This is a genomic window from Phocaeicola coprocola DSM 17136, from assembly GCF_000154845.1.
GTDB classification, from domain to species: domain Bacteria; phylum Bacteroidota; class Bacteroidia; order Bacteroidales; family Bacteroidaceae; genus Phocaeicola; species Phocaeicola coprocola.
In genome coordinates, this window is the sequence record NZ_DS981500.1 from 1 (window position 1) to 11,560 (window position 11,560).

General features: G+C 38.8%; 14 protein-coding genes. 13 read left to right on the forward strand and 1 reads right to left on the reverse strand.

Annotated features, from left to right (window positions below; translation table 11 throughout):
- The 10 genes from BACCOP_RS15035 to BACCOP_RS15085 form a co-directional block, all read left to right on the forward strand.
- The coding region (locus BACCOP_RS15035) for a hypothetical protein (RefSeq protein ID WP_007570633.1) at nucleotides 1–934 on the forward strand (934 nt) is incomplete at its 5' end.
- 274 nt (nucleotides 935–1,208) lie between these two features.
- Nucleotides 1,209–2,150, forward strand: a complete 942-nt coding sequence (locus tag BACCOP_RS15040; RefSeq protein ID WP_227994668.1) for a hypothetical protein — start codon at nucleotides 1,209–1,211, stop codon at nucleotides 2,148–2,150.
- 121 nt (nucleotides 2,151–2,271) lie between these two features.
- On the forward strand, nucleotides 2,272–3,282 hold the full coding sequence (locus BACCOP_RS15045; protein ID WP_007570635.1) for an IS110 family RNA-guided transposase: 1,011 nt from the start codon (nucleotides 2,272–2,274) through the stop codon (nucleotides 3,280–3,282).
- Nucleotides 3,283–3,807: 525 nt separating this feature from the next.
- Complete coding sequence (locus BACCOP_RS15055; protein ID WP_040312148.1) at nucleotides 3,808–4,068, forward strand: hypothetical protein; 261 nt, start codon at nucleotides 3,808–3,810, stop codon at nucleotides 4,066–4,068.
- A 60-nt stretch (nucleotides 4,069–4,128) separates the two neighbouring features.
- Nucleotides 4,129–5,106 carry a hypothetical protein gene (locus tag BACCOP_RS15060; RefSeq protein WP_007570641.1) on the forward strand — a complete coding sequence of 326 codons (978 nt, stop codon included), beginning with the start codon at nucleotides 4,129–4,131 and terminating at the stop codon, nucleotides 5,104–5,106.
- Between the two features lie 146 nt (nucleotides 5,107–5,252).
- On the forward strand, nucleotides 5,253–6,230 hold the full coding sequence (locus BACCOP_RS15065) for a hypothetical protein (protein ID WP_040312149.1): 978 nt from the start codon (nucleotides 5,253–5,255) through the stop codon (nucleotides 6,228–6,230).
- Between the two features lie 151 nt (nucleotides 6,231–6,381).
- Nucleotides 6,382–6,573: a hypothetical protein gene (locus BACCOP_RS15070; RefSeq protein WP_007570644.1), complete on the forward strand. Its 192-nt coding sequence runs from the start codon at nucleotides 6,382–6,384 to the stop codon at nucleotides 6,571–6,573.
- Between the two features lie 57 nt (nucleotides 6,574–6,630).
- A complete protein-coding gene (locus BACCOP_RS15075) occupies nucleotides 6,631–7,071 on the forward strand; it encodes a hypothetical protein (RefSeq protein ID WP_007570646.1) in 441 nt (146 codons plus the stop codon).
- A 59-nt stretch (nucleotides 7,072–7,130) separates the two neighbouring features.
- The gene (locus tag BACCOP_RS15080; RefSeq protein WP_260401336.1) at nucleotides 7,131–7,922 is read left to right on the forward strand and encodes a DUF2931 family protein; all 792 of its coding nucleotides are present in this window, start codon (nucleotides 7,131–7,133) and stop codon (nucleotides 7,920–7,922) included.
- A gap of 27 nt (nucleotides 7,923–7,949) precedes the next feature.
- Nucleotides 7,950–8,210 (forward strand): hypothetical protein, encoded by a 261-nt coding sequence (locus tag BACCOP_RS15085; protein ID WP_040312151.1) that lies wholly within the window; start codon nucleotides 7,950–7,952, stop codon nucleotides 8,208–8,210.
- Between the two features lie 24 nt (nucleotides 8,211–8,234).
- Here the strand turns inward: BACCOP_RS15085 and BACCOP_RS15090 are convergent, their stop codons facing one another.
- On the reverse strand, nucleotides 8,235–9,677 hold the full coding sequence (locus BACCOP_RS15090) for an IS4 family transposase (protein WP_007566580.1): 1,443 nt from the start codon (nucleotides 9,675–9,677) through the stop codon (nucleotides 8,235–8,237).
- A gap of 209 nt (nucleotides 9,678–9,886) precedes the next feature.
- Here BACCOP_RS15090 and BACCOP_RS15095 point away from each other — a divergent pair, with 209 nt between their 5' ends.
- The 3 genes from BACCOP_RS15095 to tnpB all read left to right on the forward strand — a co-directional run.
- Nucleotides 9,887–10,735, forward strand: a complete 849-nt coding sequence (locus BACCOP_RS15095; protein WP_007570652.1) for a hypothetical protein — start codon at nucleotides 9,887–9,889, stop codon at nucleotides 10,733–10,735.
- Nucleotides 10,736–10,969: 234 nt separating this feature from the next.
- Nucleotides 10,970–11,338 (forward strand): hypothetical protein, encoded by a 369-nt coding sequence (locus BACCOP_RS15100; RefSeq protein ID WP_185150241.1) that lies wholly within the window; start codon nucleotides 10,970–10,972, stop codon nucleotides 11,336–11,338.
- 1 nt (nucleotide 11,339) lies between these two features.
- Nucleotides 11,340–11,560: IS66 family insertion sequence element accessory protein TnpB (gene tnpB / locus BACCOP_RS15105; RefSeq protein ID WP_007570656.1), on the forward strand; the 221-nt coding region annotated here is incomplete at its 3' end.

The window sequence follows — 11,560 nt, forward strand, 5'->3', positions numbered from 1 at the left end:
GCTCGCCTGTGGTGGATTCCATGGCACATTTTATGATCTGGACACAATAGAAGCACTTGGCCTTTGTGTACAGTTGGGACTGACTGCATTTACATCTCTGATTCCATACAGTCTGAGTGTTGCAACCTTCCTGGTCTTCTGGGCTATGGACAGAGAAAAGTGGACTGGCTTTTTCCGTACATTGGCAATCGGGCTGGTTCTTGTCCTGCCTTTGTCGGCAATGACCTATTATTATGACTGGTTTGTGCGTCCGCAGATGATGGTCGTATCCGTCGGAAAAATAGTTGAAATGAAGCAGACCTATCCCAACTCTTTGGCAGACAAGTACGGTATAAGCATGGAGCAGATATTGAACAAAAAGCCTATGTCTATGTCCAAGACAAAGCTGACAGCCCAGATAGATTCTCTTGAAACATCTTTTCAGGCTGATATTGACACGTGCGGACTACTGCTCTCCATACTACCGGACACTCTGGCATCGAAAGCCTATGACTGCTATCGGTTGAAAAGAATAGGAGTTGTGTATCAATACGCCGTTCATCCTGCTGCCAGCGAAGACAGTCTGATGTACATAGCACATACAGAATTGTACCAGCACGCATTCGGTGCATGGGAAACATCAAACGAGCTGCAACGTCATAAACAAGAATATTTTGGAAGGACTCTCAATACCGGGTGTATATATATCGCTTATATCCTGTTTGCCTTCTTGGGCTATCTGCTCCGCTACAAACCGATAAAGAAAATATTGGCTGTCTTTGCGATACTGATTGTAGCCGCATGTATTTATCATGAAATAAATTCTCTTGTTCAGGGATATGCAAAGAAACTCAATACAGAATCCCATCAAATTGTGGACGACACCTATAAAGAGATAGATGGGATAAGAGAAAGCAAAGAGCAGGAAATGAATGCAGAGACACAATTAGAATAATTGTCTTAACTACAAAACAGAATGAGATATGGAACCAAAAACAGACATTAACAGACCCTCTACAATCAGAATAATAGCCGGAATCGTTGTGTTATTATGCTCATGTCCAATTTCTGGAATATGTTTTTCCGGAATAGAGTATCTTATGGAGCATTACCCTGCCCGGAAATTCCTGTTTTTTGAATATTTATGGGGAAAACTATTAATAGTGTTGATATCCGGAACAATTTTTTTTGCACTATTAGGAGTTATAACTATATTCTTATTAATAGCAGTGAGAATATGGAGTGGGAAAAGAGAAAAAGTAAAACATATCATATATCCTTTCCCTGCCGTATTGACAACTGAAATTGCCGATTTCTACAAGGTTGAAAGGGCTGATGACCAATTTCTTATTTTCACTACACCTTCTCAAATACGCGGATTTCTGATAGGTATCGGAGCAGCTATTTTATGTACTGGGATATTCTTGTTCTGCAAAGAAATAGACAACCCGTACAGTGAAATTTATTTGCCTGTTTCAAGTGCAACATTTATTTTAGCTCCATTTATTCTGCTGGTCAGCCAAGTATTTGCACATAAACGTAGGTTTGTACTGGACAGGATGAACGGTACTGTAACATTTCCACGCCATTTGTTCTTTCCTCGTTGTACTGTTCCTTTCTCGAAGGTCATTCCGGGATATTCAAAAGGTACTATGAACCTTGCATTTAGGTTTTGTTTTTTACATCCGCGAACTAAAGCAGCCATACCTGTTCTTGCAGAATATGATTCCGATTGGTGGCCATTCTATGTACTCTATATGGACAAGAACCGCCCGCTGCCGCAAGGCGAAGTGTTCGACCCCTACCGCGAGAAGGACTTCCTGCGTAGAAAGGCGGCAGGTTTCCCAAAACCGATATATCCCAGTATATCCCTTGTAACAGACGCTTATATGGGATATATATACGGTACGGATGAATTTAAGCAAAGACTGACAAAAATGAAGCACGGAATAATACATTGTTACACAAGAGTATCATGGTATTGTCAGAAGAATGAAATAGAATATGAAAATCCAAACGATTTAGTATTAATCGGTCTTTGGAAAAAACAGTTTGTGTTCAAACTCTTCGCTCCGGAAAATGTAGAATACATCGTAATCCCGGACAATACGGTATTGACCGACTGTTTTTTATGCGACAGTGAAACGGATGAAGTAAAATATATCAAGTAAACTAAAAATCAACAGAAATGAAACAATGAAATACCCATGAGATAAAAAATCACGCCCAAGAGAATGTAAATAGTCAAGCTGAAGTTACCTTTGTATAGTGTAACCCTAAAATGTATCAGTTATGGCAGAAGTGACATTCCCTCAGTTGATACAGCGCGCTTGCGGTATCGACGTCCACCTGAAGGTTGTGGTGGCGACAATTGACGGAGCAGGCATCCAACGCGAGACCCGCTCATTCAAAACCTTCACGAGTTCTTTGAATGAATTGAAAGAATGGCTATTGTCCAATGGTGTAACGCATGTGGGAATGGAGAGTACCGGTGTTTACTGGAAGCCGGTTTATAAGGTTCTTGAAGATTCCATTCCCAATGTCTGGATAGTCAATGCCCGTCACATTAAGAATGTTCCGGGTCACAAGACAGACAAGATGGACAGCGAATGGATCTGCAAGCTTCTTCTGGCAGGTCTTCTCAAACCGAGCTATATTCCTCCCAAGGAGCAGCGTCAGCTTCGTGACCTGACGCGTTACCGGAACAAGCTTATTCAGCAGATAGCTTCAGAGAAGAACCGTATGATGCGTATTCTTGAAGACTGCAACATCAAGCTTTCAAGTGTAGTAAGTAATACAAGCGGTACGACAGCTACTTCTCTTATTGATATGCTTTGTGAAGGCAAAGTCCTTACTCTTGATGATATAAATTCAGTTTATCACGGTAAACTGTCAGCCAGTCCTGAAGAATTGCTTGAGGCGTGTACCGGTTTTGTTGAAGAGCATCACATTTATCTTCTTCAGATGATCCGAAAGGATATAGACCAGACTCAGACTTTGGTTGATGATTTGTCCGAACGTATAAAGAGACTGTTGTCCAAGTACGAGAATGTCCTTGAACTTCTCAGGGAGATTCCCGGTTTTAGCACCAAGGTTGTAGAGGATCTGGTTTCTGAGATAGGTCTTGACATGTCCCACTTCCCTTCTGAAAAGCATCTTTCGTCCTGGGCCGGTCTTTCTCCGGGCAACAACGAGAGTGCGGGTAAAAAAAAGCGCACGAATCACTCACGGAAACAAACAGGTAAAGGCGGTAATCACAGAAGCCGCATGGGCTGCGACCCGTACAAAGAATACGTTTTTTAGTGAGAGATACCATCGTATAGCTGCCCGCAGAGGAAAGAAACGTGCCTTGATTGCAGTGGGACATTCTCAGTTGATATCCGTTTATCTGATACTGAGTACAGGGTCCCGTTACCATGAACTTGGAGCACAATATATGCAATCCAAGATAGAGCAGAAACGCAAGGTATATTTGTCTTCTGAACTTAAAAAGCTTGGATACAATGTCTCACTTACTAAAGTTCCACAAGCTGTAACACTGAACTAATAATATAGACCAAAGGCCGACTTTTACTGGAATTACCATAGCCCGACAATGAAATTGGTTTCAACAGCTAAGCGCCAAAGATTGTGACTTATGTACACGTGTATGAAACTTTTAAATTCTTAGCTGTTGCTATTTATTATTGTACAATAGCCGCACTTGTGTTCTCATAAGTGCTAATCTTTCTTTTATCCAAAACCTCGGATTTATATCAATTTTAGTATAAACCTGTCCTACTTTGTGTGTAGGACGCTTAATATTTACGTATGAAAATGAATTTTAATATGAAACTGAAAATACTGGTTATCATGGGACTTGTCTGTTTATCTTGCGGCTACCATGCGGAAGGCAGGGTGAATCCGGGTGTAACAGAACTTACCAGAGAACAGAAAGAAGACTTAAAGAAAATGTACGGAAGGTACCAGCTTTTCACCACGACTTCCGGTATTCCGGAATACTCCGTGGCTAAGGCAAGAACAGAACCTCTTCCGTGGGTAAAAGCGGAAAGGGAGTTTGACCCGACTCCGGAAGTACCGTCTGAGTAATGCATAGCTTTTTATAGAGAGAGTTAATTAAAAAATATTGCGAAAATTCAAATATCAAATATGAGAACAATTATGGATATTACAACACTTTTGATTATGGGATTACTTAGTTTTGGGCTTGGCGGATGCTCCAATGCTCAAAATAAGCAAGAGCACTCGAATGTCAAAGAGATTGGTAATGTACCCAAAGAAAATGTGGACTCTTATGTTTATAAAAATGAAAGCAGACCTGTGTACTATGCCAAATATGGTAATCGGGGTTGCTTATTTGAATTGAGAGTAAATGATATATTGATGACAGAAATAACCTATCCGACTAATATAGGAGAAGCATTGATAACAATTAATCCTACTATATTTAAATCAGGAAGGCAAACTGTTGAGATTCATTTATCTCCCATAGAAGGAGAACACGTTATAAGTAATAAAAAGCCGTTTCGTTTGGAAATTGGTTATTATGATTCTACAGAAGAAGTAGATGAGTCAGGAGAAGCGACTTGGCATACTGTTTTTACTCTTCCAGATATTGAAATACCGGAAAAAGGGTTGCCATACATTGATATGAAGGGGGAGTTCGAAGCAAATGTACCTTATCAATATACTTACTGGGATGATTGCGTTGATTTAAGAACAATACCTGATATTGAACAGAAAATCGTCAAAGAGTATGAATATGTCAGAAAATTAATAGCACAGAAAGATTTAGAGCAGTTAAAGAAGTATTTTATTCCATCTTATCAGGAATTTGCAATTACTATATATCAAACAAAAGAAGAAATAGAATCTGATTGGAGGGAAACTTGTAAACTTATAAATAAGCACTCAACAAGTGACCTTCAACCAATAGAAGAGTATCGTATCGTGTTTTCAAGTAATGGTCGAAGCGTATCTTTACGGTCAAATAAATATAACGGATACCCGAGTGCTTTGATTTTTATAAAGGAAATAGACAATGGAACCAGGTTGAGATATGGATATATTGAGCTACATCTTGGGATGAAAAAAGGAACTGATAAGCTGATTCCTCTTATGATATAAATTCTATTTTATGAGCACTCAAGGTTTTAAAAAAGGGATGCTACTTCATTCCTACTTTGAACGGTTAGCAAAAAATAATTGGAAAACGAAAAAGGGAGTTTAGGGGTGGTAGTATAACTTTGAAACAGCAACTAATAATTAAAGATATGAAAAGCAGTATGAAACAATTCGTATTTATTATAGCATTTCTTTTACCTGTTCTATGTAAAGGACAAGCTATTGATAATTCAGAAAATAAAAATATGGATATGAAAGTTAAAGAATTTTTAGAGAAACGGGCTTCCTTGATGAAGTCCTATCCTGTCAAACCAATGTATTACATCCAAATAAACAAGCAGGAATGTAAGGTTATTGTTTCTGTCAATGACATATTGATAGGACACCAATTTGTTAAAGATGAAGGGCAGACAATGCTGCTTCCTATCAATGCCTATTTAAGAAGCAGTGGTGAATTTTCTTACGGAATAGAAGTCTTGCCTAAGAAAAATGAACTTTATTTGACCGATAAGGCATGGGTTGATGTGAAAATATACTATTTGGAAGATAAAGAACAGCCATTAAGCGAAGCTAAACAACTGGGAGAAAGCCTGCGTTTACCGGCAAATATAGGAGAGAAAAAATTGAAGGTCTTTAAAGGAGAATCCTGTTTTACAGCAGAACTGCCTTTCGATTATAGCGATAAATTAAAGAACGCACAAGATTTATCTGCTATTCCGGATTTGGAACAAAAAGTCGTTGATTATTACAATAAAGTACAAAAGTGGATAATCGATTGCGATTTATACACTTTTTTAAGGGAGACCGCTGATGTTACATTGCATGAAGCCGAAATGATATATTTAAAAAAGGAAGATTATCCTGAATTTTCAAAAGGGGCTAAAGTTTTCTTTAACATTGATGGAGTTTTAGATAGAAAAGTCCTTCCTATACAAAATTATGAAATGGTACTTTGTCATGATAATAAATTAGTGCAATTGCGTTCTAAAATTGACTTGAAGACAGTCTTGCGTGTGGATTATTATAAATCGAAAGAAGATAAAGATGCAAAAGCAAATACCATTACAAGTAAAAACATCATGCTTTATATACCTGACGGAGAGAACGAACTTAAAATGTTCTATTAAATGAACACTCAAATTTAAAGGAATACGGATGGTAAATTATGATCGTGATAATGGTTTCTTTGCTTTTTGTCTTTTCCGCTACGGCTCACGAAAGAAAATATGAGGTGACGGGGTGTCTTTGCCGCTATCGGAATATAAAAATGTACGAACCATGAAAATACTGATTATCGCTATGGTGATATTGAGTTGGTTTACTTCTTACTCCGGCAAAAAGGAGAAGCAACAGGAGAAGGGATTTCGGCGCATACAAGAAGAAAACGACCGATTGCGTAACGAAATCAAAAGCCTGCAAACCTGTAAGGAAAAGGTGCACCGGGAACTGTGCCGGGTACGTGATGAATAAAGGACTTTCGGAAAAATACACGTGAATACAGAACTATAAAATAATTTTTCGCACAAAATGGAAACGAAATATAAGGTCATATTGCATATACTTCTTTATCTACTAACCTTTTTCGCTTACCTTAAGGCGTTGGAATGGGCTATTGAACATGGCCGTGCCAGAGTGCCCACAAGCGATGCGATGGGGCAAGGTATGAAAGATGCACTCAATACTTTGGTCTATACAGTTTTGGCGATTGCGGTGGTTTATGTGGTTAGCATGCTGATTGCAAAGTTTCTTCTTAAAGGGAGCATTTTACTTTCGGCTTGTATCAATGGTGGATTAATACTGCTATGGATAGCCATCTTTGTTTTTGCCAGCCGGAATCAAAAAGTACGACCTATCTCTGATTATCTGATAGTGGAAATAAATACTCCTTGCCTTTATCCCATCACTGTTTGTGACTGTAAAATAACATTGCCGAACGCGGTGACGCATATAGGCTTGGAAGAAAGGTAGATAAACTGATAGCGGTAGAAGGCGACGCATGGGGAAAAGGGGGAGGCGAAAAGATATATATTCTTTCCGATTCGCTTCCCTCGCATATTGATATAAGCTATTTGTCTTATGTGGAAGATAAAGTGTACCATGTGGAAGAGGATTTACCCGTAGAAAAAATTAATAAATTGTATCATGAGCGGTGGTTGAATGGATGGAATGAAGAACAACGTTATGACGGATTGGTTATCGGGTGCGCTCCGTATGGAAGCGTTCAAATATGGCTGCGTAGTGATATACACGGAGGACGGCGTACCGAAGTGTGCTCATTCAAGGGAAAAGAAGAATCGGAAGCCCTGTGGGGGTACAAGATGGATTGTGATGGCTTTTATTATAAATATGATAAAGAAAAAGTTAGGAACGAGGTCTGGGAGAATCTAAAAGCGAACGGATTGCCGGACACTCTCTTCTTTAATAACAGCCATATCCGGTATAATTACCGTATCGTGGTTGAAACGGAATCGATGGATGATAAGTTGCATGATATGGAGTTGGTTCTCTGTAACGGAGAATATGATAATACTTCCCAAAAACAAATTCCCGATTGCGATTATAAGATGCAGGTCTGCCCTAAATATATTCGATTGGAATGGCAGAACAGATATAAAAGTACCTGCTTGGATTTTAAGCCAAATGAGATTTTCGATTTTTTCAGTTCATCATTCGGTGGTGATTGTTCGCAACCGGGCGATTTCGTGATACAGTTGAATAAAAGCGGTGAGTTAAAAAATATAAGCCTGAAAATCGGGAAGAATATATATATCTATGATAAGGAAGCAGGGGTATGCCAACGTTCGGAACAAAATATTTAGTTGCTGTTAATTAAAAATATTGTCATTATGAAGAAAATACAAATCAACCTGTCAGTGTATCTTATAGTATTGTTCTTCACGCTAACAGCCTGTGGAGAAAGAACGGACGGTCTGTATGGCACACACTACAGCCGCTCGGAACTGGAAGAAATGGGTGTAAACACCGAGCATCTGTTTATTTTCGACGGCGATAAAATAACTTATAACGGCAAAGAGTTTTGGCCGGGAATGAGTATTAAAGATACCTTGCTTAAAAACTGTATTACAAATAATATCTTAATAACTTAAGTTTCGCAAGTAAAGTGTAGCTCCTCAGGCGGCTGGTGTCAGCCTGTCGAAAGCCTGCTTTACTGCTTTGATTTGTTTATCGTTTGATATTACTTGTTCTGTCAGAACCATTGCATCACAGTTAAGTACCTCGGCAATGACGTTTATAACTTCTACGATCAGCAGCCAAATTTTTTCGGCTACTGAAAGTTCAACAGAGTTCTTTGAAATTTCAGCAAAGAGTCCTCCGATAGTTTCGTATGACTCATTGCGTTTGACATAACTGAGTATATTGTACTGTAGTACGCACAATGATATGCCTGCAATCTGTCCGGCGAAGTCTCTGCACTGGTTCTTTCCGAGTTTGAGGTTTTGCTTCATCTCTTTATGAGCCACTTCGATAACCCATCTTCTTGAATAAAGTCTGAAGGCTTCTTTTGCATCAAGTTTAAGATCAGAGGTAAGCAGAGCATTCCAATTGCCGTTCTTACCTCTTCTGTAGAAGAGCAGACTGACCTTAATGCCGGAGATTTTAGCAGAGACAGTTGCTGTGTAGTAACCGATTGAGCGGCTATACTTTACGCTCTTGGATTTCTGGAGAGCCTTGATAAGCTCAGGCGCTGTCTTGTTTCCAAGATCTGTCTCATACTTGGTCTTGCCCATCTTTATCATTCCGATAAGGTGGCATCCAAAGTGCCTTGAGACTACGAACTTCAAAAGCTCAAAGCAGGTAAACCAGCTGTCAACAAGAAGATAATCGAAACGTACGCCCTCTATGATTGAGCGTTTGAGCATACTGATGGCCGTCTCAATCTTACTTGCAAAATACTCAGCGCTACGCCTGGCAATACACTTATCCTCTGAGTGTTCCTTGCAGTAGCGAGCTTCCGTCTGTTTCTTGGATAAACCCTGTGGCTTATCGCTTCGTTTTCCTTCCTCTCCATGAAGAGAAAAGTCAAGGAGAAACTGGGATACACCATCCGTAAAACAGAGGAACATTGCCTTGAATCCAAGTATAGGCTTCATTTGGGTATGAGAGAATACCTTGCCAATCTTCTCGGTCTTGAATCCGGTCTTCGGAAGGTCTGTATCATCGATGATGACACACCTGATGTCCGACTTCAATGTCGTTCTACGTTTCACACGTGAATACACCTGCCTGAAAACCGAGTAGATTATACGTCGCCAATTGATGTTGCCGTCGTTCATGAAACGATAGAACATATCTTTGTGGCAGACAAACATCTTGCCCAGGGCAGAAGACGAATAGTTGGCAGCATTCTTAATTGAAAAGAACGGGAACAGAACAAGCAGCTGCAACACCTGAAGACAGGTGAATTTGCAATTCGGATTCTTAACTGACCCGATGACTTTGCTTTGTATCCTTATGCTGTTCATAATGGTTGATATGCTGTTTATTGCCTTGCTAGAGTCATTCTTTGCAAAAAACTCTTGGAGTTCACCGATAATATATCTATTTTTGTTCATGGCTAAAGGGTGCTATATCGTTTGTTTGGCGACATTAATATAGTGATAATCATCGAATTATCAAACTCTTTAGCCTTTTTTATTACATTATTTGAGTACTTGCGAAACTTGAATTAATAATATAAACTATCATGAAATCTTTTCTTAGTATATTTTTTTTATGTGTGAGTTATACATATTGCATTGGGCAAACTAAAAATAGTAATAATATGACCTATTCCAAGAACAATGAACCAAGAGATTATAGTAAAATGATCTATTCATTATCTGTAAATAGTATGGATTGTGAATTTGTTGTCAAAGTTGATGATGTGCTGGCTTTTAAACAGGAACAAGGTTCTGGAGGAAGCACCACATTCAAATTGAATCAATTCATTTTGAATAATGGTGAGCATACAGTAGAGGTTGAAATGTATCCATTGCATGGTAAACATGTCTTGGGTGATGCACAAGTAATTCTTACCTTTCACCGTTATCCTAAAAATGATATGGCTAATAGCTATGATTCTTTTAAAACTGTAAAGTCATACATTTTGAATGAAGCCGGAGAAGTTGTTAATGACATATCAAATATGAAAAGATATTCATTTTCTGCAACTTTTCAAGCTACAGGACTACCTATTGGGAATATGGGATGGAAGAATTCTGTAACTTTACAAAAGGAAGATCAGGCTAAGTTGCATAAAGAATTGTATAATGAGTATCGCAAAATACATGCTATTTTAAAGAATAAGGATTTAGACGCATTTTTAGAACTCACAAGACCACGTGAGGAGTTGATAGATTTTACTAATTGTTTTAGAGATATTGATAGAAAGGCACGTTTGAATGGCATTAATAATATGATAAATGCAAAAGGAGCAATATTGAGTGAATTGCCGGAAATACATGAAACTCATATGCTTTTTGAAGCCAATGGAAAATTAGTTACTTTATTGGATAATAATAATCGTGCAATTATTCAGTTTGTTAGTGAGCAAAATAATTCAATGAGAAATCAAATTCTATTTAAATTTTATAGAAAGGATAATAATTCAATGTTAGAAGTCATAAATTAATATGAGCACTCAAAATTATAGTGAAAAGTCGTCAAGATCCGCATGTATCGCCATGCTAAGGACTATTGGGGAATATATATAGAAATTAATCAGCACCGTATAAAATAGCCAATATTTCCCCACAGGGATTCAGGTTCTATCTTCCGGCATATATGGTAACCATTCTATTTTCCGCCTTGACACGCATGTTCCCTAAACCTACCTTTGCGCCGTAACCCTTAAACAACAATGATTATGGCAAAAGAAAAAGTAAACTACCAGGAGGTATATGACCTCTATCAGTTATGCAGTGAGACCAAGGAGCTTCGTGAGTTCTGTGCGGATTATGGAGTAAATTACGACAAGTTCATGAACTGGCAGCGTCATCAGCTATGGAGCGAAAAGTTAGGCAAGACAGTTCAGGTTGAGCAACCCAAGGTTGCCAAAGTCCGGATAACCGGCAAGCCTTGCAACAGTCCAACCGTAAAGTTGGAGGTGAAACAACCTGAAGGTGAATCTCCGATTAAGTGGGTAAAACTGCAATTGACATCAGGTGCCACACTGTTCCTGAGAAACACCACAGTTCTTGATTTGAGTCTGTTGCTCAATAAAATGATAGGATGATATGCTTGGACTTAGCGCTAACCTGAACTATTACCTGTTTAACGGTAATGTGGATTTACGGAAAGGAATCTTCCGCCTGTGTGAGAGTATAAGGGAAGAGATGTCACTTGACCCGAGCGATGCATCCAATGTATATATGTTCATGTCCAGGAACCGGAAGGTCGTTAAGAAACTTCATTACGAACGCGGTTTTTATGTGCTTTACGAGAAACGTCCTGTCAT

Coding starts and splice junctions, on each gene's coding strand:
- BACCOP_RS15045 (WP_007570635.1), top strand. CDS start 2,272: ATGGCAGAAGTGACATTCCCTCAGTTGATACAGCGCGCTTGCGGTATC.
- BACCOP_RS15055 (WP_040312148.1), top strand. CDS start 3,808: ATGAAACTGAAAATACTGGTTATCATGGGACTTGTCTGTTTATCTTGC.
- BACCOP_RS15060 (WP_007570641.1), top strand. CDS start 4,129: ATGAGAACAATTATGGATATTACAACACTTTTGATTATGGGATTACTT.
- BACCOP_RS15065 (WP_040312149.1), top strand. CDS start 5,253: ATGAAAAGCAGTATGAAACAATTCGTATTTATTATAGCATTTCTTTTA.
- BACCOP_RS15070 (WP_007570644.1), top strand. CDS start 6,382: ATGAAAATACTGATTATCGCTATGGTGATATTGAGTTGGTTTACTTCT.
- BACCOP_RS15075 (WP_007570646.1), top strand. CDS start 6,631: ATGGAAACGAAATATAAGGTCATATTGCATATACTTCTTTATCTACTA.
- BACCOP_RS15085 (WP_040312151.1), top strand. CDS start 7,950: ATGAAGAAAATACAAATCAACCTGTCAGTGTATCTTATAGTATTGTTC.
- BACCOP_RS15090 (WP_007566580.1), bottom strand. CDS start 9,677: ATGAACAAAAATAGATATATTATCGGTGAACTCCAAGAGTTTTTTGCA.
- BACCOP_RS15095 (WP_007570652.1), top strand. CDS start 9,887: ATGACCTATTCCAAGAACAATGAACCAAGAGATTATAGTAAAATGATC.
- BACCOP_RS15100 (WP_185150241.1), top strand. CDS start 10,970: ATGGCAAAAGAAAAAGTAAACTACCAGGAGGTATATGACCTCTATCAG.